Here is a 25,278-nt window from a genome sequence, read left to right as displayed (position 1 = left end):
CAACACTCACTTGCACATCTGGCCTCTCTGTCATCATTTATTGATCAACTTGATTATTGGATACAGATTAATCAATTTGAGTTACAAATTTGAGCCGCTATCCGGCAGGAGGGATTCGTGAAAATTTGGCCAGGGATATTTGCTGCTGCATTGCTTGCCGGCTGCCAAAGCGCGCCGCAAAGCACCACCATTGACCGGGGCGACTATCAGTTGGAAACCCTGCATCAGGCGCAGGGAGCAGACCAGCGCATTCGTTTTCTGGTGATGCATTACACCGCAGAAGATTTCCATTCCTCGCTTAAAACCCTGACGGATGAGCACGTCAGCGCGCACTATCTGCTGCCCGCGCACCCGCCATTGGTACAGGGCAAACCGGTGGCGTTTCAACTGGTGCCTGAAGCCCTGCGCGCATGGCATGCCGGGGCCAGCACCTGGCGCGGCAGAACTAACCTGAATGATACCTCGATAGGGATTGAAATCGTCAATCGCGGGTTCAACCACACCCTGCTGTTTACCCATTGGCAGCCCTATACGCCGCAGCAAATCGCCCTGTTGATCCCGCTGAGCCGCGACATCATTCAGCGCTATGGCATTCAACCGACCGACGTAGTGGGGCACAGCGATATAGCGCCTCAGCGCAAGCAGGACCCGGGGCCGTTATTCCCCTGGCGGCAACTGGCCCAGGCCGGTATTGGCGCCTGGCCGGACGAGCAACAGGTGCAGAAGCTGCTGGCCGGGCGCGACAGGCGGGCGACCGTGCCCTTGGCGCCCTTGATTGAAAAGCTGGCGCGTTACGGTTATGGCATTGACTCTCAGTGGGATGTCAGGCAGCAGAAGAACGTGCTGGCGGCGTTTCAGATGCATTTCCGGCCCAGCGATTATCGCGGTGAGCCGGATGCGGAGACAGAGGCGATCGTTGATGCCTTGCTGTTGAAGTACGGTGCGGCTCGCTAATTAAAGGCCGTGCAGTTTACCGTGTTCTTTCAGCCAGCGAGCGGTGCGGGAAATGCCTTCATCGAGCGAAACGATGGGCCGGTAATCCAACTCCTGCTGGGCACGGGTGGTGTCCAGCGTCAGATCAAAATTGAGCTTGGCGACCCCATAGTGGGTCAGCACCGGCTCTTTCTCGCTTTTGCTGCCGAGTTTCTCCATGCCGCGCGCCATCATATCGAGCATGGGGTAGGGCACTGAGCGGATCCGGCACTTCATTCCCAGTTCGTCAATTAACTGCTGCACCACGCTGCGCAACTGACGTGGCTGCTGGTTGGTGATGTTATAAGCACGGCCGGACGGGGTATTTTCTTTCTGGGTGGCCAGCCACATGGCATGCACCGCATTTTCCAGATAGGTCATGTCCACCAGTGCCGCGCCGCCGCGTGGCAGCAGCAGGTTGCCGTAGCGTTTGATCATCTGCAACAGGCGCGGCAGCATCACTTTGTCATGCGGCCCGAACAACCCCTGAGGACGCAGGATGGTGAAGTGGGTTTGCGGGTTGGACATCGCCAACTGCTGGATCACCTGTTCACCGGCGGCTTTGCTGCGCGCAAACTCGTTGGCATAGCGCGCGGGGCGGAAGTCTTCGGTAATGTTGCGATGGTGATGGTAATCGAAGTAGATCGCCGGCGAAGAGATATGGATAAACTGCGAAACGCCGTAGGCCGCTGCCCATTCGCCCAAGCGACGGGTAGCGCGCACGTTGGCCAGTTCGAAGGCTTCTTCGGTGCCCCATGGCGAGGTGAAGCTGGAACAGTGCCACAGCACGTCCACGTCGGCCAGCATGGCTTTGGCCTGCGATGAGATCAGGTTGGTGAGATCGGCATGAATGAATTCCGCGCCCATTTTTTCCAGCAGACTGCCCATGGCCTGGTTGCGGCCGGTGGCACGCACTTTAATGCCTTGGCGGCGGAGATATTCAACGGCGTTACGGCCTAACCCACTGGTTGCACCGGTGACCAATACCTTCATAACGAACTCTATTCTCACCAAAAATCAGAATGCTGACGGCCTTCAGCGGCGTTCCAGCAAATAAGATGCCATTCTTCCGTTATTTCGTGCGCTATGCAATCGGAAAGGCCCTAACCGCAGCAGTAAACTGTGCGGTTGATCGACAAATAAACGATGTTCAGGACATATTGCGCGGGTTCTCTTCGGCCAGCCTGGCGATACGGCGTGCCATACCGCGAAAAATGAACAGGTGAGCGGGCATCATGGCGAACCAATACAGCAGCCCGCTAAAACCGGCAGGGTGCCACCAGGCACGCACATCCAGGGTGCGGTGGTCGCCATGATCTTTGATGGTGAAAACCAGCCGGCCCAACCCCGGCGCTTTCATGCCGAACAGCAACGCCAACTGCCGCAGCGGTTTGATGGTAATGACCTTCCAGCCATCGACCAGGTCGCCAATGGCCAACGTATCACGCTGGGGGCGGCCATAAACCACGCGATTGCCGATCATGTCGTCCATGCGGGCCCGGATTTTCCACAGGATATTGGCGTAAAAATAGCCCTCTTTCCCGCCCAGTTGCTGCACCGTATGCCACAGTGCCTGGCTGGATGCCTGGGTTTCCAGCGAACAGCCCGCCTGTTTCGGGTAGAAGCCATAGCCTGGTCGCCAGCGGGCCCGTGCTTCCGGATCGTAGCCCCAGTCGGCGGAGTCGACCACTTCTTCCTCGCGCCGCAGGGTAGCCGTCACCGCCTGATCGAAGGTTTGCAGCGTCTGCGGAATCAGCGCCTGTAGCGGTTTACCGTCGGCGGGAAGATCGTGGTTCAACCCCTGGATCAACGCATTGGCGATCGAGGTGGGTACCGAGGTGATCATGCTGATGAACCATACCGAGATAAACCGGGTGGGCAAGGGGATGGGGATCAGCCAGCGTTTTTTGCCGCTGATGGCAATGAAGCGTTCAAACATGGTTTGATAACTGATGTACTCCGGGCCGGCGACGTCAAAAATGCGGTTTTCTTCCGCCGGGTGCGCCAGCAGATCGGCCAGATACACCAGCAGATTTTCCAACGCGACCGGTGAGGATTTGGATCGCACCCAGCGTGGCGGGGTCAGCACCGGCAGGTTGTAGACCATATCGCGCATAATTTCGAAGGCCGCTGAACCGGGGCCGACAATGATGCTGGCGCGCAACTCGGTGACCGGTACGCCGCTCTGGCGCAAGATCTCCCCGGTCAGCTTGCGTGCCACCAGGTGCGGTGAACTCTCGCCTTCCGGTTGCAGCGCACCGAGAAAAATGACCTGTTTTACGCTGGCGTTACGTAGCGCATCGCGCAGGTTTTCCGCCGCCTGGCGTTCTTTTTCGATAAAGTCATCACCGTCGCCCATGCCGTGGATCAGATAATAAACGGCGTCGATCTCCCACAGCGCGGCGGTCAGGGTTTCCGGTTGGTAGACGTCCACGTACTGGCAGTTGACCTGCGGCCAATGCTGCTCCTGAAGCCATTCGAGGCGGCGCGCGGCGGCGGTAATGCTGTGTCCCTGTTCGATCAGGTGGGGGATCAGATTCTGGCCAATATAGCCGCTGGCTCCAAGAACCAATACGCGTTGAGGTGTCATTAGCGCTGCCTTATGCAGTGGAAGTCGATGACAGCATGCCAAACTCAGGGTTTAAATGCACTTTTTGTGTGGTTATGCGGGCGTTGCATCCACCGTCAGGCAGCGTCACACTATGCACCGTTTGTCTGTGCTAAGCCGAAACAACATGAAACTCAATGCCGTTTGTTATGCCCTGTTAGGTCTGGCGCTGATCGCCAGTTTATTTTTCCTGCATCCGATTTGGATGTGGTGGCTGTTGGCTAACCTGCTGACGTTATTGGTGTACGGTGTCGATAAACTGGCCGCGCGCAAGGGATGGCGTCGGGTGCCTGAAAGCACGTTATTGGTGTTCGGGCTGGTGGGGGGCTGGATTGGGGCGATTGTCGCGCAGCAATTGTTCCGTCACAAAACCCAGAAACAGCCGTTCAAAAGTTGGTTTATCTTCAGCGTAGTGTTGAACGTCGCGGCGACGCTGGCGATTTGGTACTGGGTTTATGGCCGCTGGATCCTCTAAAGCACGGGGCGTGTTAGCGCCCCGTTGAGGCAATGCATCAGGCATGCTGCTTGAGGAATTGTTGCCACAAATCGACGACCCGCTGTAAATCCTGACGGCTGACGTCGAGGTGGGTCAGAATGCGCGTCAGCGGCCCGCTGCTGATCAGCACGCCGCGTTCCCGCATCCAGGGGCCCAGTTTAGCCGCCAATTCGGCGGATTGACGCAGGTATAACACGTTGGTTTGCGCGCCCGGTTCGGCGATCTCCACGCCAATGTTTTGCAGCTGCTGCTCCAGCCACCTGGCGTTATCGTGATCTTCCCGCAGCCGTTCGACATTATGCTCCAGCGCATAGAGTCCCGCTGCGGCCAGAATACCGGCCTGGCGCAGGCCGCCGCCGGTCATTTTGCGCCAGCGTATCGCTTGCTGAATAAAGGCTTCGCTGCCGCACAGCAACGAGCCTACCGGAGCGCCCAGCCCTTTTGACAGGCAAATGGTGAAGGTGTCGCAATACTGGACGATCTCTTTCAGCGGCACATTCAGCGCGACGGCGGCGTTGAAGATGCGCGCCCCGTCGATATGCAGTGCCAGCTTGTGTTCACGGCTGAACTGCCAGGCCTGTTGCAGGTAGGCCAGCGGTAACACGCGGCCGCTGATGGTGTTTTCCAGGCTCAGCAGTCGGGTTCTGGCAAAGTGAATATCATCGGGTTTAATGGCCGCCGCAACCTTGTCCAGCGGCAGGGTACCGTCTGGGTTGGCTTCAATCGGCTGCGGTTGGATGCTACCCAGTACCGCGGCACCGCCGGCTTCGTATTTATAGTTATGCGCCTGCTGGCCGACAATGTATTCGTCACCGCGCTGGCAATGGCTCAGCAGCGCCACCAGATTTGCCTGGGTGCCGCTCGGCAAGAACAGCGCCGCCTCTTTACCGGACAGGCGAACCGCTTCCGCCTCCAGTGCGTTGACCGTGGGGTCATCGCCGTAAACATCATCACCGACTTCGGCCTGGGCCATGGCTTCGCGCATAGCGGTGCCGGGGCGGGTGACTGTGTCGCTGCGTAGATCAATAAGCATAAAAATCCTTAGCGCCAATGAGATGAACGGTTTCTATCATAGCGGGATTATTGCGTGGCAAAAGCGGAAAGTGAGAGGCGCGGCGGTAGCCGCGCCTGCAGAAGGGTTAACGCAACCAGTTGGTTTTCGCCAGTTCGACCACTTCATCGCCGCGGCCGTTGATGATCGCCCGCAGCATATACAGGCTAAAGCCCTTGGCCTGCTCGAATTTGATCTGCGGCGGCATCGCCAGCTCCTGCTTGGCGGTGACGACATCCAGCAACGCCGGGCCGGGGTGCGCCAGCATTTCCTGCAGTGCGCCGTCCAGATCCGAAGCTTTCTCCACGCGAATGCCCTTGATGCCGGCGGCGTTGGCTATTGCCGCAAAGTCAGGGTTGTGCAGGTCGGTACCGTCGGTCAGATAGCCCCCGGCCTTCATTTCCATGGCCACGAAGCCCAAAACGCTGTTGTTGAAGATCACAATCTTGACCGGCAGTTTTAGCTGGGCTAACGACAGGAAGTCGCCCATCAGCATAGTGAAACCGCCGTCGCCGCACATGGCGATCACCTGTTTGTTCGGTTCGGTTGCCTGTGCGCCAATCGCCTGCGGCATGGCGTTGGCCATCGAACCGTGGTTGAACGAACCGAGCAGGCGGCGTTTGCCGTTCATCTTCAGATAGCGTGCAGCCCAAACCGTCGGCGTGCCGACGTCGCAGGTGAAGATGGCGTCGTCGCTGGCGTACTGACTGAGCTGCTGTGCCAGATACTGCGGGTGAATAGGCTGGTCGTCGTTGGCGGTGGCCAGGCCGTCCAGATCCTTGCGCGCGTTGTGGTAGTGCTCCAGGGCCTTGTCGAGAAAGGCACTGTCGCTCTTGGGTTCCAACTGCGGCAGCAGGGCGGTGAGGGTGGTGTTGATGTCGCCCACCAGCGCCATATTGACCGGGCAATGTGCCCCGATGCTGCCAGGGTTGATGTCGATCTGAATGATATTGGCATTGGTTGGATAAAACGCGCGGTACGGAAATTGGGTGCCGAGCAGCACCAGGGTATCGGCGTTCATCATCGCGTGGTAGCCGGAAGAGAAACCGATCAGGCCGGTCATGCCGACGCTATAGGGGTTGTCCCATTCGATATGCTCTTTACCGCGTAAAGCATGCACCACCGGTGCCTGCAACAGTTCGGCCAGCTTGACCACTTCATCATGAGAACCGGCGCAGCCGCTGCCGCACATCAGCGTAATATTTTTCGCCTTGTTCAGAGTTGCAGCCAGCTTGTTCAACTCGCTCATGGGCGGCTGCACCAGCGGTAGCGCAGGGGTGTGCCATACCATGCTGGCGTCTTCCGGCGCCATGCGCAACGCCACGTCCCCCGGCAGCACAATCACCGACACGCCGCGATTGAGGATCGCTTTGCGCATGGCAATCTCCAGCACCCGCGGCAGCTGTTCCGGATTGGAAACCAGTTCGCAGTAGTGGCTGCATTCGCGGAACAGTTCTTGTGGGTGAGTTTCCTGGAAGTAGCCGCTGCCAATCTCGCTGGAGGGAATATGGGCGGCAATGGCCAGCACCGGCACGTGGTTGCGGTGGCAGTCGAACAGACCGTTGATCAGGTGCAGGTTGCCGGGCCCACAAGATCCGGCGCAGACCGCCAGTTGGCCGGTAAGCTGGGCTTCGGCACCGGCGGCAAAGGCGGCGACCTCTTCGTGGCGTGTGCCCAGCCATTCGATGGTGCCCATACGGTGCAGGCTGTCGCTGAGGCCGTTAAGCGAATCGCCGGTGACGCCCCAAATGCGTTTCACACCGGCCTGTTCCAGAGTTTTGGCGATCAGCGTGGCTACAGTTTGCTTCATAATTCCCCCAAGCGTTGTAAAGGCCCCTTCATCTTTCAAGCCACAGCGTTGTTGGCTGCACGTGTGCACCCCAGTCACTGACCTGAGTCAGCTCCTGGGGATACCCACGCTTGCCGCCTAGCTGTGACTTGAAATCTATTGGGTATGATTTATCAGTCTTTCTCAAATAAACGCAGTAATACGCATGGAACCGGGAAAGTGTAGAGGGGGAAGGGAAAACCTGCTTGCCGATAAATGCCCCATCATTGGCGATGGGGCGGCAAGCGTCAGGCGAGGGTGACGTCGCCCTGGAGCTGGCAACTGCAGGCCAGTACGTAGCCTTGGGCGATTTCAGCCGGGGTGAGCGTCATGCTGCTGCTGGTGGTGTAGTCGCCTTCGAGGATACGCGTTTTGCATGAGCCGCATACCCCGGCGCGACAGGCCGCGTTGACCGGCAACGCGTTCGCTTCCATGGCCGCCAGCAATGTGCTGCCGACCGGAACACGGAATTCACGCAGCGGTCGGGCGGTGCGCAGCGTTAATCCTTCGCCCTGGCCAATATCGGCTTCTGCTGGAGTATGGAACTGCTCTTTGTGGAAGCGGGGGGCTGGTACGCCAAGCTGCAGGCAAAGTTGCTCCGCCTGCGCCATATAAGGTGCCGGGCCGCAGGTCATCACCCTGCGTTCGGTGATATCCGGCGCGACCTGGCGCAGCACTTCGGCACTGATCCGCCCGCTGAGATAACCTGGCTGGATATCTCGCTCCGCCATCAGCGTCAGCCGCAATTGCGGATGAGCGGCGCACAGCTCGCGCCATTGCTCGGCGAAAATGGTGTCGGCAGGGGTGCGGACGTTAAAGATCACAGCGATATCACAGGTCGGGCGATTGGCCACCAGCCAACGGCACATGGAGATGATTGGCGTGACGCCGCAGCCGGCGGCCAGCATCAGGTAGCTGTCGGCCGGGTGTTGTTCACAGCTGAACTCGCCCTGAGCATCGGACAGCCACAGGGTGTTGCCAGGTTTAACCTCACGCGTCAGCCAGCGGGAGCCTATACCGTCCGGCAGACAACGTACGCTGATGCTGAGAAAACGGCTCTGGCCGGGTGAAGAAGATAACGTATAGGCGCGCAGCGTCTCTTCGCTATTGCGAATGCTGACCAGCGCAAACTGACCGGCTTGATAAGGGTAAAAAACGTCGCAGATCAGGTTTAACGTCCAGACGTCGGCGGTTTCCTGCCGGATCGAATGGACCTGCATACGGTTAGGGCAAAGTGGGCTGGGTTGGGTCATAGGGCACCTCAAAAGCAAAGGGGCCGGCATCTGCGGCCCCAAAAAAACGGGATCAACCAAGCAGGGCGTGCAGGTCCTGCTCAACGGTAGTAATCGGACGCATGCCGAACTTGTCGTTGAGGATCGCCATCAGGTTATCGGTCAGGAAACCCGGTGCCGTCGGGCCAGTGACAATATTTTTCACCCCTAACGACAGCAGCGTCAGCAGGATGACGATCGCTTTCTGCTCAAACCACGACAGGACCAGGCTGAGCGGCAGTTCGTTGACGGTACAACCGAGCGTATCGGCGAGTTTGACCGCCAGCATGATGGCAGAATAGGCGTCGTTGCACTGGCCGACGTCCAGCAGGCGCGGCAAGCCTTCCAGGGTGCCGAAATCCAGCTTGTTGAAGCGGTATTTGCCGCATGCCAACGTCATGATCAGGCAGTCTTGCGGGACGCTGCGGGCAAAATCGGTGAAATAGCTGCGTTCATCGCGGCTGCCGTCACAGCCCCCCACCAGGAAGACGTGACGCAGTTTCTTTTGCGCCACCAAATCGATCACCGTATCGGCGGCATTGAGCAGCGTCTGGCGGCCAAAGCCGACGGTGATCATATGTTCGATTTCGGTATACGGGAATCCCTTCATGTCTTGTGCCTGGGCGATCACCTGGGTGAAGTCATCCCCTTCCAGGTGGTTGACGCCCGGCCAGCCGACGATGCTGCGCGTCCAGATGCGATCGCCGTAGTTGCCGACGTTAGGATCGATAATGCAGTTGGAGGTCATCACGATAGGACCGGGGAATTTGGCAAACTCGGTCTGCTGGTTCTGCCAGCCGCTGCCGTAGTTCCCCACCAGATGTTTGAATTTTTTCAGCTCCGGGTAGCCGTGTGCCGGCAACATTTCGCCGTGGGTGTAGACGTTCACGTCCTGCCCCTCGGTTTGCTCAAGCAGCATGCGCAGATCTTTCAGATCGTGACCGGAGATCAAAATGGCTTTACCTGCCACCGGGCGGACGTTAACCGCGCTTGGCAGCGGATCGCCATAGGTCTGTGTCTCGCCATGATCGAGAATGGCCATCACGTTGAAGTTCATTTTGCCGATGCCCATGGCGTTGTTCAGCAGGGTATCCACATCGCTTGGTTGGGTGCCGAGCCAAGCCATAAAGGCGTGGTAATCGGCGTAGATCTGGTCGTCATATTGGCCCAGCACGTGGGCGTGCTCCATGTACGCCGCTGCGCCTTTGAGGCCGTACAGGCACAGCATGCGCAGGCCGTGCACGTCGTCGCCGACCTCGGCTTTATCGGTATTCAGGGCAAACTGTGCCGCCTGTTGCAGCAGTGTCGACATATCGTCACCGGCCAACTGCATCGTGGCTAATGGGTGATCCACGCGTACGCTGGCATCCAGCAGGCGACAGCGGGCGGCCAGTGATTCACGCAGAGCAATGGTTTCGCGTGCATAACCGATGATGCGGTCAGAATCGAAGTTGACGTTGGTCAGGGTGGAGAAGAAGGCGCGTGGGGCAAAACTGTCGATATCATGATCGACGATCCCAATAGCCCGTGCCTGCAGCGCCCAGGCTGACAGCCCTTGTAATGCTGCTACCAGCAGATCCTGCAGGTCTGAAGTTTCCGCCGTTTTACCACACATACCCTGGGCATAAGAGCAGCCGTTGCCTGCCGGGGTACGAATGGTTTGTTCACATTGCACACAGAACATAATCGCTTCCTTTTTTAAAGTTGCATTTAAAATGCTTGTTTAAGAGCATAGATCGGCAACCGAGGCTTAAAAAGGCTTTTGTGGCGTAACCAAGGGGAAGTTTGATTTAGCGCAATTTTGCTGTGCGGATGGGAATTATTACGCTTTCCGGGGGCGCGCCCCCCGGAAAAGAGGTCAGGAGAACAGGGCGATCAGTACCGGTGCCAGCAGGCTTAGCAGGAAGCCATGCACAATCGCCGGCGGCACCATTTCCAACCCGCCGCTGCGCTGCAACACCGGCAAGGTAAAGTCCATGGAGGTGGCACCGCACAGGCCCAGTGCAGTGGAACGGCTGCGTCGCACCAGGCTTGGGATCAGCATAATCGCCACCAGTTCGCGTGCCAGATCGTTAAAGAAGGCTGCGCTGCCCAACACCGGACCGTAGGCATCGGTGATCAGAATGCCGGAAAGGGAATACCAGCCAAAACCGGAGGCCATGGCCAGCCCGGCTTTGATCGGCAACCCCAGCAGTTGCGCTGCCAGCGCGCCGCCGGCCAGTGCACTGATCGTCACCACCACGGCCACCATCATGCCGCGTCGGTTAAGTACGATTTGGCGCAGGGTCATGCCGCTGTTGCGCAATTGGATGCCGACCAGCAGCAGCAGGAAAATCAAAGCGTACTCGCTGCCTTTATTGGCAAACTGCAGCCATTGCCACTGGGTCAGGCCGAGCAGGAAACCGCCGAGCACCACGCCACAGAGTTTGAGCGATTCCAGCGCCATATGCAGGCGCGAGGGCAGCTTTTCCTGTTTATGGTTGTTACGCCACGGCATTTTATGTTCCAGCAGCGCCAGCATCAGCAGGCTGGCCGCGATAATGCACAGGAAGAACACCGAGGCATACTGGAAAATCAGCACCAGATTACTGCTCAGATCCTCCAGAAATGCCAGGCTGATACCCATGAAAAACAGGATCACGTAAACCATCCAGCTCAGCAGACGGTTAATGGTTTGCAGTAACGTTCTGCTGCGTAATGGAACCAGGTAACCGGCAATCAGCGGTAAGAGAATAATCAGCAGTCCTGAATACATGGTGAAGCTTGCGTCCTTTGTTCGGCAGATGGCGCCAGGATGACCGGCGTGGCCCCACACGCTAACCAAAACGGCGACCGGAGTAAAGCGGCAGATTTGACCTCCCCCTCTTGACCTGCAAGGGGTTTTTTGACCATGCTCAGAGAAGGTCACCCCATTAAGGACGGTGGCAGCGCGCACGGGAGGCGACAGATGTTCTTAGAGCGTATCGAGATTGCAGGTTTTCGCGGCATTAACCGGCTGTCGCTGATGCTGGACGATAACACGCTGCTGCTGGGCGAAAACGCCTGGGGTAAATCCAGCTTGTTGGACACCTTGACCCTGCTGTTGGCGCCGGAGCAAAAGCTGTACCGTTTCGAAGGGCATGACTTTCATTTTCCCCCTGGCGAGGAAGAGGCCAAAGAACGGCATTTACAGGTGGTCTTTACCTTTTGCGAGAAAGACATCGGCCATGCTCACCTGCCCCGTTACCGCCACCTTTCGCCACTGTGGGTCAAAGGCGAGGATAACCTCAACCGAATTTATTACCGCTGCGAAGGCGAACTGGCCGATGACGGTACGGTTTGTACCTGGCGCGGCTTCCTGGATGCCGACGGTAACGCGATGCAGTTGCATCATATTGAGCAACTGGCGCATGCCATTATCCGCATCCATCCGGTGTTGCGCCTGCGCGATGCGCGTTTCATCCGCCGCCTGCGGCCCAGCACGCTGAACGATGAAAACCCGGCTGACAATAAAGCCCTGTCCCAGCAGTTGGATCAGTTGACGCGAGAACTGGTGCGCAACCCGCAAAAGCTGACTAACGCCGAGCTGCGGCAGGGGTTGGCGGCAATGCAGCAACTGCTGGAGCACTACTTCGCCGAGCAGGGATCGCAGGTATCGCGGCCGCGCCGACAGCGGCTGGATCAAGATCAGGATCAGCAGGCGTGGCGCTCGTTGGACAGCATCAACCGTATGGTGGCAGAGCCTAACAGCCGTAGCATGCGGCTGATCTTGCTGGGGATGTTTTCTACTCTGCTGCAGGCCAAGGGCAGTATCAAGTTGGATCCGCACGCCCGGCCGCTGCTGTTGGTGGAAGACCCGGAAACCCGTCTGCATCCGATTATGCTGTCGGTGGCCTGGGGGCTGCTTAACCAGTTGCCGCTGCAACGGATCACCACCACCAACTCCAGCGAACTGGTGTCGCTGGTGCCGGTAGAGCACGTCTGTCGGTTGGTGCGTGAGTCTGGGCGCGTTGCCACTTACCGCCTGGGACCGCGTGGGTTGAGCCCGGAGGATGGGCGTCGCATTGCTTTTCATATTCGTTTTAACCGGCCATCCTCGCTGTTCGCCCGCTGCTGGTTGCTGGTGGAAGGTGAGACTGAAGTTTGGCTGTTGAGCGAGCTGGCGCGCCAGTGTGGGTATCACTTTGAGGCAGAAGGCGTACGCGTGATCGAGTTCGCCCAATGCGGATTGAAACCTTTGCTGAAGTTCGCCCGCCGCATGGGCATTGAATGGCATGCTTTGGTGGACGGTGATGAAGCGGGGAAAAAGTACGCCAACACCGTACGCAGCATGCTGGATAACCACGATGATAACGAACGCGACCGACTGACCGCGTTACCGGCACCGGATATGGAGCATTTTATGTTCCGCGAAGGCTTCAGCCCGGTCTACTACCGGGTGGCATCGGTGCCGAAGAATACCCAGATGCCGGTGCGTAAGGTGATCCTCAAGGCGGTGCATCACTCCTCAAAACCCGATTTGGCGATCGAGGTGGCGATGCAAGCCGGCCAGTGGGGCACGGATTCGGTGCCGCCTCTGTTGAAGAAAATGTTTTCGCGGGTGACCTGGCTGGCGCGTGGCCGCGCCGATTAGACCGGAGTAAAGCGGGGCAGGGCACGAAAGTGCTCTGCCATACCCTGTTCCAATTCGTCCAGCAACTGATAGCGGCGGCGGTATTCGGCCCGCTTCTTGCTGACCACTTCATCGATCGGTTTGCGGGTGATGTGTTCCGGCAGCAGGAAATAGCCGCTTTCAAGCATCTTGCCGCCCATGGACGTCCAGAATTGATCGTAATCGGCATGCAGCTTGTCTTTCTTTTTACTGTGATAACGCCAGTTCTGGTAGATATGGGTGGCGTTGCCGACCGCCACAATTTGTTGAATCCCCAGATGATGAGCCAGTGCGCAAATCCCTTCCAGCGCCAGGCGTTTCGGGAACAATCCGTGACACTCCTTGGTAGCCTGCTGGATTTCGGCATGCGGAACCTGATGATTCGCTCCCTGTAACCCACCGATAAACAGCGTCGGTTGCTGCTGATAGTGCATCAGCGAAAAGGTAATCTCCGCCAGCATAATGCCGTTGGCGTTACGCAACAGCAGGGTGGCTTCGCCTTCCTTATTCAGGTTATCGATGGCCGCCAGCTCCAGTGAAACCGAGTCGCCGCTCTTGCCGTTGGCACAGGCTAGCACAAAGGGCTTTTTCAGATGACCGAGCAGCATTTTCATCGGCATGCGTTGCGTGCTGAGATCGTAGTGATCGCGCAGGGCGAACAAGCACTCGATTTTGCTCATGTTTGCTGCCAGATACGGGCGATGCAATTTGCACGGCAGATTGGGCTGTGCGTTCAAGATCTCATCCAGCAGGGGATTGGACGCCAGCATATTGAGCAAGCCGCTGGTGGTTCGCCAGCAAAATAACGAACGACCGATAAATTTCAAACGGAATGACGTTTTCTTCCAGGCTTTACTCGGCGTCTTTTCGCCATTGATCAGCGCCGTCATCAGTTGCCAGCCGTTTAGCGGGCGTGCAGATACGAGTGGATAGCTGAGCTGTGACATGATGAAATCCTTGACTGTATTGAATGGTGCTATTTCATCAAGGCTTCACTAAACGAGAGGTCAATGCCCAACTGTAACCAAGCGTGTCTCCACATTGTGTTGAGCTAAGGTTTAGTTATTCCGCACCGTGCGTGATAATTTAGCCCCGCTGCCGCTATTGGCAGTATGAATTGCAACAGGCAGGAACCTATTTTGACGTGGTTTAAAGGACACAAGCGACGCTGGATAATGGCGCTGATCGTAGCGGCGGTAATCGCTGTGCCGGCGGCCTGGCACTTCGGTCACCCGACGCCAACTCAGTTTAAAACGGTGAAGGTCGTCAAGGGCGATCTGCAGCAAAACGTCCTGGCGACCGGTCAGCTAGATGCGGTTCGCAAGGTGGATGTGGGTGCACAGGTCAGCGGTCAGTTGGAAAGCCTGTACGTCGAGATTGGTGATCGGGTTAAAAAAGGCCAATTGCTCGGTGTGATTGATCCGCAACAGGCGCAAAACAGCATCCGCGAGGGTGAGGCGACGCTGCGCGAACTGCATGCCCAACTGCAGCAGGCCCAGGCGGAACAACAGCTGGCGGCGGTGACGCTGCAGCGTAATCAGGCGCTGGCCAAGCTGCAGGCGGTTTCACGGCAGGATCTGGATCAGGCGGCCACGCAACTGGCGGTGAAAAAGGCGCAGGTGGGGACCATCCATGCGCAAATCGCCAAAAATCAAGCCAGCCTGGACACGGCAAAAATCAATCTGGCGTTTACCCGTATTGAAGCGCCGATGGACGGTGACGTGGTGCAAATCACCACGCTGCAAGGCCAGACGGTGATTGCGGCGCAACAGGCGCCGAACATTTTGACGCTGGCAGATCTCAGCACCATGCTGGTGAAAGCCCAGGTGTCGGAAGCGGACGTCATCAGCCTGAAGCCGGGGCAGAAAGCCTGGTTCACCGTGCTCGGCGATCCAAATCGGCGCTTTGACGGCGTGCTGAAAGACATTCAACCGACGCCGGAAAAGGTCAATAACGCCATCTTCTATTACGCCCGCTTCGAAGTGCCAAACCCCGAAGGGTTACTGCGTCTGCAAATGACGGCGCAGGTGCATATTCAACTGGCGGGGGTCAATCAGGCGCAAATTATCCCTTTGGCGGCCTTGGGCGATCAAATCGCGGATAATCGCTATCAGGTTTCGATCCTCAAGCAGGGCAAGGAGGAAAAGCGCGAAGTGGCGATCGGCCTGCGTAATAATATTGACGTGCAAATCCTCAGCGGGCTGAATATCGGCGATGAAGTGATCGTCAGCCGCGGCGGCGCGGAGCCTCTCTGATGGCCGCGTTGTTGGAACTGAGTGGCATCAGCCGTAGCTATCAGTCGGGCGATCAGACGGTGGCGGTGCTGAAGAACGTGAGCCTGAGCATCGAGGCCGGTGAAATGGTGGCCATTATGGGCGCCTCCGGCTCCGGTAAATCGACGCTGATGAATATTCTCGGCTGCCTGGATAAGCCCAGCGCCGGCGTGTATCGGGTGGCCGGGCAGGACGTGGCGACGCTCGATAGCGACGCGTTGGCTCGGCTTCGGCGTGAACATTTCGGCTTTATTTTCCAACGGTATCATTTGTTGCCGCATTTGAGCGCGGCGCATAACGTAGAAGTGCCTGCGGTGTATGCCGGTCTGGGCAAGGCGGCACGACGTGAGCGTGCGGTGGCGTTGTTGCAGCGCCTGGGGCTAAGCGAGCGCGTCGGCTACCGGCCGAGTCAGCTTTCCGGTGGCCAGCAACAGCGCGTCAGTATTGCTCGTGCGCTGATGAATGGCGGTCAGGTGATCCTGGCGGATGAACCGACAGGCGCCCTCGACAGCCATTCCGGTGAAGAGGTGATGACCATCCTCAAGCAGCTGCGCGAGCAGGGGCATACGGTGATTATCGTGACCCACGATCCTGCGGTAGCCCAGCAGGCCGAGCGGATCATTGAAATTCGTGACGGCGAAATCATTGCCGATTCACGCCCGGCCGGGCAGAGCAACCCGAACGCCAAACCGCTGGAGATGGTTACGCCGGCGCCGACCTGGCAGCAGACTATCGGGCGTTTCCGTGAAGCTTTGGTGATGGCCTGGCGGGCAATGGCAGCAAGTAAAATGCGCACCGCGTTGACCATGCTCGGCATTATTATCGGCATCGCTTCGGTGGTTTCGATCCTGGTGATTGGCGACGCAGCTAAACAGATGGTGCTGGCAGATATCAAATCCATCGGCACCAACACGGTAGATATCTATCCCGGCAAGGACTTTGGTGACGACGATCCGACTTTCCGCCAGGCATTGAAGTACGACGATCTTGCCGCGTTGCTCGAGCAGCCTTACGTCAGCGCATTGTCACCCAGCATCGCCAGCAGTATGCGGCTGCGTTTGGGTAACGTCGATGTTGCTGCCAACGTTAACGGGGTCAGCGAACAGTTTTTCCGCGTGTACGGCATGACCTTTACTGAGGGCGTCGGCATTGATCAACTGCAGGTGCAATCGCAGTCGCAGACGGTGGTGATTGACGCCAACACCCAGCGCCGCCTGTTTCCGAATCAGAAAGAGGTGGTAGGCCGGGTGATCCTGGTGGGCAATATGCCGGCGACGGTAGTAGGGGTGGCGAAGGAAAAGCAATCTATGTTCGGCAGCAGCAAGACGCTGAACGTCTGGGTGCCCTACAGCACCATGGCCAATCGGCTGATGGGGAACGCCTATTTTGATTCGATTACCGTGCGTATTCGTGATGGTTATAATAGCCAGGAGGCGGAGCAACAGTTGACGCGTTTGCTGACGCTGCGCCACGGCAAGAAAGACGTCTTCACCTATAACATGGACAGCCTGGTGCAGACCGCAGAAAAAACCACGCGTACGCTGCAGCTGTTTTTGACGCTGGTGGCGGTGATTTCACTGGTGGTCGGCGGTATCGGTGTGATGAACATCATGCTGGTGTCGGTGACGGAGCGCACGCGTGAGATCGGTATCCGCATGGCGGTAGGGGCACGCTCCGGCGACGTATTGCAGCAGTTTTTGATTGAAGCGGTGTTGGTGTGTCTGGTCGGTGGTGCCTTGGGGATTACGCTGTCCTTTGCCATCGGCCTGTTGGTGCAGGTGGTGTTGCCGGGTTGGCAAATCAGCTTCCCTCCTGCGGCCTTGTTGAGCGCGTTTGTGTGTTCTACCGCTATCGGCGTGGTATTCGGTTATCTCCCGGCCCGCAGCGCGGCGAGGCTTAACCCGATCGACGCGCTGGCACGCGAATAATCAGCGAATAAAAAATGCCAGTCACACGGCGGCTGGCATTTTTTAGCGGGGTGTTTCAAACTGACTCGGTGGAAGGGCGTTAGGCCAGGGCCTCGCTTTCCAGTGGCACAATAAGACTCGCATGGTTCCCTTTTGGCCCTTGGTGCACATCAAAACTGACCTGCTGGCCAGCCTTTAGCGTCCGGTACCCATCCATCTTAATCGTAGAATAATGGGCGAAGATGTCTTCGCCGCCGCCTTCAGGACAGATAAACCCAAACCCTTTGGCATTGTTGAACCATTTAACAGTACCCGTCTCCATGCTTTTACATCCCTCGCAACGCTATTTTTAGGTGAGATGAATAACTGAATTCGCACCCGCCAGAAGCAGGTAGCAGATGAGCCTGAAAGTGGTTAAAACACCACCAGCTCACGAATTTACACTCTAGAGCAAATGATCATCACGTCAAGGGATCGGCTTTTGTCGGCAGGGAGCAGTTCATCAAAGTTTGAAGCAGGTAACGATCTTGACATTGTTTGGTAACAATTCGTCAGAGATTTTTGCGCACGTTCCAGTGCGGCGGGATGATGGCGAAGATGATAAAATAGTAATGATACCCCACTTTGAATAACCGGAACCTGTCCCCATATTAAAGGACAGAGCAGAGAAGATGAGCAGCGATGGGCAATAACAACGGTTGGCTAAATTTCGAACATTTGGCCGAGGAAAAACAAATCGATGCGGTAAAACCGCCGTCTATGTATAAAGTTATACTTAACAACGACGATTACACACCGATGGAATTTGTGATTGACGTTCTGCAAAAGTTCTTTTCTTATGATATTGAACGCGCAACGCAACTGATGCTCACGGTCCACTATCAAGGCAAGGCGATCTGCGGTGTTTTTACCGCCGAGGTGGCGGAAACCAAAGTCGTCCATGTGAACCGTTATGCGAGGGAGAACGAGCATCCGTTGCTTTGTACGCTAGAAAAAGCCTAGATTTAGGCAACTATTGGGGAGGTGCTTATGCTCAATCAAGAACTGGAACTCAGTCTCAACATGGCTTTCGCCAGAGCGCGTGAGCACAGACACGAGTTTATGACCGTGGAGCACCTGTTGCTGGCGTTACTCAGCAACCCTGCCGCGCGAGAAGCGCTAGAGGCATGTACGGTGGATCTGGCTGCGTTACGCCAGGAGCTGGAAGCCTTTATTGAACAAACCACGCCGACGCTGCCCGCCAGCGAAGAAGAGCGCGATACTCAGCCGACGCTCAGCTTCCAGCGCGTACTGCAGCGTGCGGTATTCCATGTGCAATCTTCCGGCCGCAGCGAAGTCAGCGGCGCCAACGTGCTGGTGGCGATTTTCAGCGAGCAGGAGTCGCAGGCGGCTTACCTGCTGCGCAAACACGACGTCAGCCGTCTCGACGTAGTGAACTTCATTTCACATGGCACACGTAAAGACGAGCCGGGCCAAGCGCCGAATGCGGAAAACCCGGTGAATGAAGAGCAGTCCGGAGGGGAAGACCGTATGGAAAACTTCACCACCAACCTCAACCAGTTGGCACGGGTAGGCGGCATCGATCCTTTGATTGGCCGTGACCCTGAGCTGGAGCGTGCCATTCAGGTGCTGTGCCGTCGTCGCAAAAACAACCCGCTGCTGGTGGGGGAATCCGGCGTGGGAAAAACGGCGATCGCCGAAGGCCTGGCCTGGCGCATTGTGCAGGGCGACGTTCCGGAAGTGATGGCGGACTGCACGCTGTATTCATTGGATATAGGTTCATTGCTGGCCGGTACCAAATACCGTGGCGACTTCGAAAAACGTTTTAAAGCGCTGCTGAAACAGTTGGAACAGGATAAGAACAGTATTCTGTTTATCGATGAGATCCACACCATCATCGGCGCCGGTGCGGCTTCCGGTGGGCAGGTAGACGCCGCCAACCTGATCAAACCGCTGCTCTCCAGCGGCAAGATCCGGGTTATCGGTTCGACCACCTACCAGGAATTCAGCAACATTTTTGAAAAAGACCGCGCATTGGCCCGTCGTTTCCAGAAAATCGACATCACCGAGCCGACGCCGGAAGAGACCATTCAGATCATCAATGGCCTGAAGACCAAGTACGAAGCGCACCATGACGTGCGTTATACCGCCAAAGCGGTGCGCGCGGCGGTCGAGCTGTCGGTGAAATACATCAACGACCGTCATTTGCCGGACAAGGCTATCGACGTGATTGACGAGGCGGGCGCCCGCAGCCGGTTAATGCCGGTAAGCAAGCGCAAGAAAACCGTCAACGTTGCCGACATCGAATCCGTGGTGGCGCGTATTGCGCGTATCCCGGAGAAAACCGTGTCGGCGAGCGATCGCGACGTGCTGAGAAGTCTGGGCGATCGTCTGAAAATGCTGGTATTCGGGCAGGATCAGGCCATTGAAGCGCTGACTGAGGCGATCAAGATGAGCCGTGCCGGGCTGGGCCACGATCGCAAGCCGGTCGGTTCCTTCCTGTTTGCCGGGCCAACCGGCGTCGGGAAAACCGAGGTGACGGTGCAGCTGGCGAAGGCGATGGATATTCAGCTGCTGCGTTTTGATATGTCCGAGTATATGGAACGTCATACCGTCAGCCGTCTGATTGGCGCGCCTCCGGGCTACGTCGGTTACGATCAGGGCGGTCTGCTGACCGACGCGGTGCTCAAGCATCCGCACTCGGTGGTGCTGTTGGATGAAATCGAGAAGGCGCATCCGGACGTGTTCAACCTGTTGTTGCAGGTTATGGACAACGGCACCCTGACCGATAACAACGGCCGCAAGGCGGACTTCCGCAACGTGATCCTGGTGATGACCACCAACGCCGGGGTACGTGAAACCGAACGTAAATCGATCGGTCTGGTGCAGCAGGACAACAGCACCGATGCGATGGAAGAGATCAAGAAAGTGTTCACGCCGGAATTCCGTAACCGTCTGGACAACATTCTTTGGTTCAACCATCTGTCGACCGAGGTGATCCAGCAGGTTGTCGATAAGTTTATCGTCGAACTGCAGGCACAGCTGGACGCGAAGGGCGTGTCGTTGGAAGTGAGCGATGAAGCGCGTGACTGGCTGTCGGTGAAAGGCTATGACCGTGCAATGGGCGCTCGCCCGATGGCGCGTGTGATGCAGGAAAACCTGAAAAAACCGCTGGCCAACGAGTTGCTGTTTGGTTCACTGGTTGACGGTGGTTCGGTGAAAGTCGAGCTGGACAAGGACAATCAGAAACTGACTTACCACTTCCTCAGCGCGTCGATGCGTAAAGCGGATGAAGGTGCGGTGCACTAAGGCCGGGTCAGATAAAGAAAAAGCGATGCTTCGGCATCGCTTTTTTTATGGGTGAATTTCACCACAACAGAAATGATTGAGCCCTCTCAGTTTACCTGCGCTCTCGCAACTCGATGTTGAACGTTGCTACGGGGGTAAACGGAAAGGGCTCCGGAGGCATTACATCCTCGGTGCCGCCATCGGCTGGCGACGAGTGAGCCGATTAACGGCTACGGAAGACAATGCGGCCTTTGCTCAGGTCGTACGGGGTCAGCTCTACAGTGACTTTGTCGCCCGTCAGGATGCGGATGTAGTTCTTACGCATTTTACCGGAGATATGTGCGGTTACCACGTGCCCGTTTTCCAATTCAACGCGGAACATGGTGTTCGGCAGCGTATCAAGAACGGTGCCCTGCATTTCAATATTGTCTTCTTTGGCCATCGAATCCTCTAGGTCTAACTACCTTAGTTTTTAACCGGCAAGATAATGCCGAAAAACCCACATTATGTAAAGAAGTGTCGGCGAACATTGCACCGTTTCCGCAAAATTAGTTTGTTGGGGAGGGTGGTTCAACCTGCTGTGGGGGTAACACTTGCGGTGCCCAACACTCTGGCGCTAATGGCTTGCGCTGAAGTTGGCTGAGCTGCTGCAAAAATTGTCTTCGGGGGATCTCTTTCGCTCCCAGCGTGGCAGTGTGAGCGTTAAGCACCTGACAGTCAATCAATTCTCCGCCATAAGCGGCAAAATGACGGCAAAAAGCCATCAAAGCGCATTTGGATGCGTTGGGGGTACGGCTAAACATCGATTCGCCGCAGAACAGGGCGCCCTGAGCCACGCCGTACATGCCCCCCACCAGCTTGTCATCCTGCCACACCTCTATCGAATGGGCGAAACCGAGGCGGTGCAGATGCAGATAAGCGCGCTGCACCTCCGGGCCAATCCAGGTGCCTTCGTCCGGCCGATCGGCACAGGCGGCGATCACGGCCGCAAAGTCGTGGTTTAGCGTGATGCGGAAGGGGTTGTTGCGCAAAAAACGTTTCAGACTGCGGCTGACATGGCGTTCGGCCGGGAACAACACCGCTCGCGGGTCGGGCGACCACCACAAAATGGCTTCCCCTGGCGAAAACCAGGGAAAGATCCCGCGCTCATAGGCAGCCAAGAGGCGAGGTGCCGTCAAATCACCGCCGATAGCCAGCAAACCGTTAGGATCGCGCAGCGCGCCCTCAGGAGAGGGGAACGCCAGCGACTGCGATGACAGCTTAACAATGCGCATATAAGGTCTCAGCGTCCTCTACAGGCTCTTTTACAGCGGTATCCCGCTGATACGTTGACGGAACTGGGCATAACGCCCCTGCTGGCGCATCAGAGAGAGGTGGTCGCCTTGCTCAACGATGTGCCCACCGTCCATCACGCAAATCCGGTCAAGGTGTTCCAATCCATACAGGCGGTGAGTCACCAGGATCAGCGTTTTTCCCCGGCAATGTCGGCGCAGCAGCGCCAGGATCTGCTGTTCGGTTTCGGCGTCCAGGCCTTCGGTCGGCTCATCGAGCAACAGCAGCGGTGCCTGATGCAGCAATGCACGAGCAATGCCCAGACGGCGCTGTTCTCCGCCGGAAAGCTGCCGGCCGCCGTCTCCCAGCCAGGCGTTGAGCCCCTCGTTTTCCAGCAGCTTGTCTAAACCGACCTGCTGCAACACTTCGCGCAGTTGTTCATCGGTCGCCGTTGGCGCGGCGATACGCAAGTTTTCGCGCAGCGTATCGCTAAAGATATGCACTCGCTGACTGACGACGGTGGTCATCTGACGCAGCGTGGTTTCATCATAAGCAGCCAGGGGATGGCCGTTGAGCAGCATCTGCCCGCTGTCGGCGTTCCAGGCGCGGGTGAGCAACTGCAGCAGGGTCGATTTACCGCATCCGGTGCGGCCGAGCAATGCAATGTGTTCACCGGCGGCAATCTCCAGCGTGACGTCCTGCAGCACCGGCTGCGGCTGGCCGGGATAGGTAAAGGTGACCTGTTGCAGGCTTAGCATGGCGCCGTTTTCGGCGGCCGGGCCATCGGTAGGGAAGGTCACTTCTGGTTGCCGATCGATAACCTGCTTCACCCGAGTGGCGGAAGCGATCACCTGACCCATATGCTGGAAGGCGCTGGCTACCGGCATCAAGGCTTCAAACGAAGCCAGGGCGGCAAACACGAACAGCGCAATCAGTGCGCCGGGTTGGCTGTCGCCACCGATACCGGCAGCGGTGAGCCACAACATCAACGTTACCGTCAGGCCGCTGGCCAGGATCATCAAAGCCTGTGCCATGCCGCCCAACGAAGCTTGCTGCCACTGACGGCGCTGCCACTGTTTTTCAGTGGTATCCAGAGCCGCGCGGAAGTGATCCACGGCACCGAATACCACCAGCTCGGCCTGACCTTGCAGCCAGGCGGTCAGATCGGTGCGGTACTGGCCGCGCAGGGCGGTCAACTGGCTGCCAATCGGCTTGCCGGCACCATAAAATACCGGTGGCACCAGCAGCAACAGCAACAGCAGGATGCCCCCCAGCGTCAGGGCCAGTGAAGCGTCCAGCCAGCTAAGGCCGTAAGTGACCACGACAATCACCACGGCGGCGCTGACCAGCGGTGAAATTACCCGCAGATACAGATGATCCAGCGTATCGACATCCGCTACGAGTCGATTCAGCAGGTCGGCCTGGCGGAAGCGAGCGATGCCCCCCGGCGACAGCGGCAGGATCTTTTTAAAGGTGAAGACCCGCAGATGAGACAGCACGCGGAAGGTGGCATCGTGGCTGACGACCCGTTCGGCATAGCGGCCGGCGGTACGGAAAATGGCGGCACCACGCACGCCGGCTGCCGGCAGCATGTAGTTGAAGGTGAACAGGCCTGCCAGCCCGGCGAGGGCGGAGGCGGCGAGGAACCAACCGGACAGTGCCAGCAGGCCGATACTGGCCAGCAGCGTGATGATGGCCAGCAGAATGCCCAGACAAATCAGCAGGCTGTGGCGACGGTACAGCGCCAGGAACGGCAGTAAAACGCGCATGATTATAGGTCCCCGCGGCGGTGAGCGATCAGATTGGCAAACAGGCCCGGTTGGGCGCTCAGCGTGGCGTAATCGCCTTGCTGGACGATGTGCCCGCCTTCCATCACCCAAATCTGGTCGTAACCTTCAGTATCTTCCAATTGGTGGGTCACCAGCAGGGTGGTTTGTTGATGTGAAGCCGCGTTCAGCGCCAGCATGACTTGCCGTTCACTGTGGGCGTCCAGGCTGGCGGCCGGTTCATCTAACAGCAGCAAACGGCGCGGGCTGATCAACGCCCGGGCGACGGCCACGCGCTGAGCTTGCCCGACGGACAGGCGCGCGGCGTTGTCGCCGACTTCGGTATCCAGGCCCTGCGGCAGATACGGCAGGATCTCGCCGACATAGGCGTCCTCCACGGCCTGTTGCAGTTGGGCCTCGCTGGCCTGTGGATTGCCCAACAGAATGTTGGCCCGCAGCGTTTGCGCCGGCAGATGCGGATTCTGTCCTACCCAGCCAAGTTGCCGGCGCCAGCCTTCGGCCGCCAGTTCGCGCAGTTCGATACCATTAACTTTCAGCGAACCGCGATAGGGTAAAAACCCGAGCAGCAGGTTCAGCAACGAACTTTTTCCGGCACCACTTAACCCGACCAGGGCAATGCGCTGGTTGGCGGGCAGGGTGAAGCTCAGCGGCCCGGCCAGCAGCACGCCATTGGGCGACAGGATCTCCAGATCCTGCGCTTGCAGCTCCAGCGGCGCATGGGTATCCAGGGTTTGTGTGCCATTGCCCATTTGTTCGCCCTCGGCGCTGAGAAAGGTTTCCAGCGCTTCGGCGGCACCCACGGCTTGCGCCTTGGCGTGATAGAAGGTGCCCAGATCGCGCAACGGCTGGAAGAACTCCGGTGACAGGATCAGCACCAGGAAGCCGGCAAACAGCGTGACGCCGGTGCCATAGCTGCCAAAATTAAGTTCGCCAAGGAACGAGAAGCCAAAATAGACCGCCACCACGGCGATAGAAATGGAGGCAAAGAACTCCAGCACCGCCGATGACAGGAAAGCCAGACGTAGCACTTCCATGGTGCGGCTACGGAAGTCTTCGGAAGATTTGGCTATCTGCTCGGTTTCCGCCTGCGCCCGATTGAACAAGCGCAGCGTGTCTAGCCCACGCAGGCGGTCGAGGAAATTACCGCTCAGGCGTGCCAGCGCTACGAAATTGCGTCGGTTAGCATCGGCGGCGCCCATGCCGACCAGAGCCATAAACATGGGGATCAGCGGTGCGGTGGTCAATAGAATCAGACCGGCGGCCCAGTTGATCGGGAATACGGTGATCAGGATCAGCAGCGGAATAAATACCGCCAGATACATCTGCGGTAAATAACGGGAATAGTAGTCCTGCATATCCTCGATCTGTTCGACGATGATGCTGGCCCAACTGCCGGCCGGTTTTCCCTGGATCCAGGCGGGGCCGAGTTGTTGCAGTTTATCCAGCACCTGCTGACGCATGCGCTGGCGGATCATTTGTCCGCAGATAAAGCCGACGCGTTCACGCAGCCAGCTCAGCACGGCCCGCAGTGCGAAGGTGGCAGCCAACCAGATAAACGACGGGATCAACTGTTCACGTGGCGCCTGTTCGATAATCAGGGCGTGGAGCAGGGCGGCCAACAGCCATGCCTGAGCGACAATAAGCATGCCGCTGATTAGCCCCAACAACATGGAAAGGCGCAACCAACGCTGCGCCAGGGTGCTCTGAGTTTTGAGCCAACGGGTTAACTGCTGCTGTCTGGTTTTTTTCATCAGATATGAGTCTGCGTCGCCGGTGCCTGTTGTTACAGGCAAGGTTAACGTACTGTTAAAAAAAGTGTTTGCCCCAACCTGAAGCGAACAAGTGAAGGCCAATGTTACCTCTTCACCCGGCAGACTGAAAATAATAAAGCGGTC

At 57.7% G+C, this 25,278-nt stretch carries 20 protein-coding genes; 7 read left to right on the top strand and 13 right to left on the bottom strand.

Annotation, left to right across the window (positions count from 1 at the left end; genetic code table 11):
* The first annotated feature begins 117 nt into the window (after positions 1 to 117).
* A complete protein-coding gene (locus H5P17_RS04680) occupies positions 118 to 954 on the top strand; it encodes an N-acetylmuramoyl-L-alanine amidase (RefSeq protein ID WP_182821552.1) in 837 nt (278 codons plus the stop codon).
* On the opposite strand, the gene H5P17_RS04675 is transcribed toward H5P17_RS04680, so the two are convergent.
* On the bottom strand, positions 955 to 1,965 hold the full coding sequence (locus H5P17_RS04675) for an NAD(P)-dependent oxidoreductase (RefSeq protein ID WP_182821550.1): 1,011 nt from the start codon (positions 1,963 to 1,965) through the stop codon (positions 955 to 957).
* 157 nt (positions 1,966 to 2,122) lie between these two features.
* Positions 2,123 to 3,562 carry a DUF2867 domain-containing protein gene (locus H5P17_RS04670; protein WP_182821549.1) on the bottom strand — a complete coding sequence of 480 codons (1,440 nt, stop codon included), beginning with the start codon at positions 3,560 to 3,562 and terminating at the stop codon, positions 2,123 to 2,125.
* Positions 3,563 to 3,707: 145 nt separating this feature from the next.
* Between H5P17_RS04670 and H5P17_RS04665 the strand changes: the two genes are divergently transcribed.
* Positions 3,708 to 4,055 (top strand): DUF1294 domain-containing protein, encoded by a 348-nt coding sequence (locus H5P17_RS04665; RefSeq protein WP_182821546.1) that lies wholly within the window; start codon positions 3,708 to 3,710, stop codon positions 4,053 to 4,055.
* A 37-nt stretch (positions 4,056 to 4,092) separates the two neighbouring features.
* On the opposite strand, the gene ltaE is transcribed toward H5P17_RS04665, so the two are convergent.
* The 5 genes from ltaE to H5P17_RS04640 all read right to left on the bottom strand — a co-directional run bounded on the left by ltaE (position 4,093) and on the right by H5P17_RS04640 (position 10,981).
* The gene (gene ltaE / locus H5P17_RS04660) at positions 4,093 to 5,109 is read right to left on the bottom strand and encodes a low-specificity L-threonine aldolase (RefSeq protein WP_182821544.1); all 1,017 of its coding nucleotides are present in this window, start codon (positions 5,107 to 5,109) and stop codon (positions 4,093 to 4,095) included.
* A 106-nt stretch (positions 5,110 to 5,215) separates the two neighbouring features.
* Positions 5,216 to 6,937, bottom strand: coding sequence for a ubiquinone-dependent pyruvate dehydrogenase (poxB, locus tag H5P17_RS04655; RefSeq protein WP_182821542.1), 1,722 nt, complete (start codon positions 6,935 to 6,937; stop codon positions 5,216 to 5,218).
* A gap of 266 nt (positions 6,938 to 7,203) precedes the next feature.
* Positions 7,204 to 8,208, bottom strand: coding sequence for an NADH oxidoreductase (gene hcr / locus H5P17_RS04650; protein ID WP_182821540.1), 1,005 nt, complete (start codon positions 8,206 to 8,208; stop codon positions 7,204 to 7,206).
* A gap of 52 nt (positions 8,209 to 8,260) precedes the next feature.
* Positions 8,261 to 9,910 (bottom strand): hydroxylamine reductase, encoded by a 1,650-nt coding sequence (hcp, locus tag H5P17_RS04645; protein ID WP_182821539.1) that lies wholly within the window; start codon positions 9,908 to 9,910, stop codon positions 8,261 to 8,263.
* A 174-nt stretch (positions 9,911 to 10,084) separates the two neighbouring features.
* A complete protein-coding gene (locus H5P17_RS04640; protein ID WP_182821536.1) occupies positions 10,085 to 10,981 on the bottom strand; it encodes a lysine exporter LysO family protein in 897 nt (298 codons plus the stop codon).
* A 192-nt stretch (positions 10,982 to 11,173) separates the two neighbouring features.
* Between H5P17_RS04640 and H5P17_RS04635 the strand changes: the two genes are divergently transcribed.
* A complete protein-coding gene (locus H5P17_RS04635; RefSeq protein ID WP_182821535.1) occupies positions 11,174 to 12,838 on the top strand; it encodes an ATP-dependent endonuclease in 1,665 nt (554 codons plus the stop codon).
* Here H5P17_RS04635 and H5P17_RS04630 read toward each other — a convergent pair.
* Positions 12,835 to 13,803, bottom strand: a complete 969-nt coding sequence (locus H5P17_RS04630) for a VirK/YbjX family protein (RefSeq protein ID WP_182821533.1) — start codon at positions 13,801 to 13,803, stop codon at positions 12,835 to 12,837. The genes H5P17_RS04635 and H5P17_RS04630 overlap by 4 nt on opposite strands.
* Positions 13,804 to 13,995: 192 nt before the next feature.
* Here H5P17_RS04630 and macA point away from each other — a divergent pair, with 192 nt between their 5' ends.
* Both macA and macB read left to right on the top strand, forming a co-directional pair.
* Positions 13,996 to 15,111 carry a macrolide transporter subunit MacA gene (gene macA / locus H5P17_RS04625; protein WP_255477859.1) on the top strand — a complete coding sequence of 372 codons (1,116 nt, stop codon included), beginning with the start codon at positions 13,996 to 13,998 and terminating at the stop codon, positions 15,109 to 15,111.
* Positions 15,111 to 17,057 carry a macrolide ABC transporter ATP-binding protein/permease MacB gene (gene macB / locus H5P17_RS04620; RefSeq protein WP_182821529.1) on the top strand — a complete coding sequence of 649 codons (1,947 nt, stop codon included), beginning with the start codon at positions 15,111 to 15,113 and terminating at the stop codon, positions 17,055 to 17,057. The genes macA and macB overlap by 1 nt, the downstream gene beginning before the upstream one ends.
* 79 nt (positions 17,058 to 17,136) lie before the next feature.
* On the opposite strand, the gene cspD is transcribed toward macB, so the two are convergent.
* On the bottom strand, positions 17,137 to 17,358 hold the full coding sequence (gene cspD / locus H5P17_RS04615; protein WP_004942590.1) for a cold shock-like protein CspD: 222 nt from the start codon (positions 17,356 to 17,358) through the stop codon (positions 17,137 to 17,139).
* A gap of 359 nt (positions 17,359 to 17,717) precedes the next feature.
* Between cspD and clpS the strand changes: the two genes are divergently transcribed.
* The gene (clpS, locus tag H5P17_RS04610) at positions 17,718 to 18,038 is read left to right on the top strand and encodes an ATP-dependent Clp protease adapter ClpS (RefSeq protein ID WP_020826105.1); all 321 of its coding nucleotides are present in this window, start codon (positions 17,718 to 17,720) and stop codon (positions 18,036 to 18,038) included.
* Positions 18,039 to 18,065: 27 nt separating this feature from the next.
* Positions 18,066 to 20,345: an ATP-dependent Clp protease ATP-binding subunit ClpA gene (clpA, locus tag H5P17_RS04605; RefSeq protein WP_020826106.1), complete on the top strand. Its 2,280-nt coding sequence runs from the start codon at positions 18,066 to 18,068 to the stop codon at positions 20,343 to 20,345.
* A gap of 202 nt (positions 20,346 to 20,547) precedes the next feature.
* Here the strand turns inward: clpA and infA are convergent, their stop codons facing one another.
* The 4 genes from infA to cydD form a co-directional block, all read right to left on the bottom strand.
* A complete protein-coding gene (gene infA, locus H5P17_RS04600; protein ID WP_002211347.1) occupies positions 20,548 to 20,766 on the bottom strand; it encodes a translation initiation factor IF-1 in 219 nt (72 codons plus the stop codon).
* 106 nt (positions 20,767 to 20,872) lie between these two features.
* Positions 20,873 to 21,598, bottom strand: a complete 726-nt coding sequence (aat, locus tag H5P17_RS04595) for a leucyl/phenylalanyl-tRNA--protein transferase (RefSeq protein ID WP_182821527.1) — start codon at positions 21,596 to 21,598, stop codon at positions 20,873 to 20,875.
* Between the two features lie 30 nt (positions 21,599 to 21,628).
* On the bottom strand, positions 21,629 to 23,365 hold the full coding sequence (gene cydC / locus H5P17_RS04590) for a cysteine/glutathione ABC transporter ATP-binding protein/permease CydC (RefSeq protein WP_182821526.1): 1,737 nt from the start codon (positions 23,363 to 23,365) through the stop codon (positions 21,629 to 21,631).
* A gap of 2 nt (positions 23,366 to 23,367) precedes the next feature.
* Positions 23,368 to 25,134, bottom strand: coding sequence for a cysteine/glutathione ABC transporter permease/ATP-binding protein CydD (gene cydD, locus H5P17_RS04585; RefSeq protein WP_182821524.1), 1,767 nt, complete (start codon positions 25,132 to 25,134; stop codon positions 23,368 to 23,370).
* Positions 25,135 to 25,278 lie beyond the last annotated feature (144 nt).

Origin of the sequence: Serratia sp. OS31, from assembly GCF_014164835.1 — a bacterium.
GTDB classification, from domain to species: Bacteria; Pseudomonadota; Gammaproteobacteria; order Enterobacterales; family Enterobacteriaceae; genus Serratia; species Serratia liquefaciens_A.
The sequence above is the reverse complement of the archived record's forward strand: the minus strand, read 5'-3'. Positions and strand labels throughout refer to the sequence as shown.

Coding starts and splice junctions, on each gene's coding strand:
- H5P17_RS04675 (WP_182821550.1), bottom strand. CDS start 1,965: ATGAAGGTATTGGTCACCGGTGCAACCAGTGGGTTAGGCCGTAACGCC.
- H5P17_RS04670 (WP_182821549.1), bottom strand. CDS start 3,562: ATGACACCTCAACGCGTATTGGTTCTTGGAGCCAGCGGCTATATTGGC.
- H5P17_RS04665 (WP_182821546.1), top strand. CDS start 3,708: ATGAAACTCAATGCCGTTTGTTATGCCCTGTTAGGTCTGGCGCTGATC.
- ltaE (WP_182821544.1), bottom strand. CDS start 5,109: ATGCTTATTGATCTACGCAGCGACACAGTCACCCGCCCCGGCACCGCT.
- poxB (WP_182821542.1), bottom strand. CDS start 6,937: ATGAAGCAAACTGTAGCCACGCTGATCGCCAAAACTCTGGAACAGGCC.
- hcr (WP_182821540.1), bottom strand. CDS start 8,208: ATGACCCAACCCAGCCCACTTTGCCCTAACCGTATGCAGGTCCATTCG.
- hcp (WP_182821539.1), bottom strand. CDS start 9,910: ATGTTCTGTGTGCAATGTGAACAAACCATTCGTACCCCGGCAGGCAAC.
- H5P17_RS04640 (WP_182821536.1), bottom strand. CDS start 10,981: ATGTATTCAGGACTGCTGATTATTCTCTTACCGCTGATTGCCGGTTAC.
- H5P17_RS04635 (WP_182821535.1), top strand. CDS start 11,174: ATGTTCTTAGAGCGTATCGAGATTGCAGGTTTTCGCGGCATTAACCGG.
- H5P17_RS04630 (WP_182821533.1), bottom strand. CDS start 13,803: ATGTCACAGCTCAGCTATCCACTCGTATCTGCACGCCCGCTAAACGGC.
- macB (WP_182821529.1), top strand. CDS start 15,111: ATGGCCGCGTTGTTGGAACTGAGTGGCATCAGCCGTAGCTATCAGTCG.
- cspD (WP_004942590.1), bottom strand. CDS start 17,358: ATGGAGACGGGTACTGTTAAATGGTTCAACAATGCCAAAGGGTTTGGG.
- clpS (WP_020826105.1), top strand. CDS start 17,718: ATGGGCAATAACAACGGTTGGCTAAATTTCGAACATTTGGCCGAGGAA.
- clpA (WP_020826106.1), top strand. CDS start 18,066: ATGCTCAATCAAGAACTGGAACTCAGTCTCAACATGGCTTTCGCCAGA.
- infA (WP_002211347.1), bottom strand. CDS start 20,766: ATGGCCAAAGAAGACAATATTGAAATGCAGGGCACCGTTCTTGATACG.
- aat (WP_182821527.1), bottom strand. CDS start 21,598: ATGCGCATTGTTAAGCTGTCATCGCAGTCGCTGGCGTTCCCCTCTCCT.
- cydC (WP_182821526.1), bottom strand. CDS start 23,365: ATGCGCGTTTTACTGCCGTTCCTGGCGCTGTACCGTCGCCACAGCCTG.
- cydD (WP_182821524.1), bottom strand. CDS start 25,134: ATGAAAAAAACCAGACAGCAGCAGTTAACCCGTTGGCTCAAAACTCAG.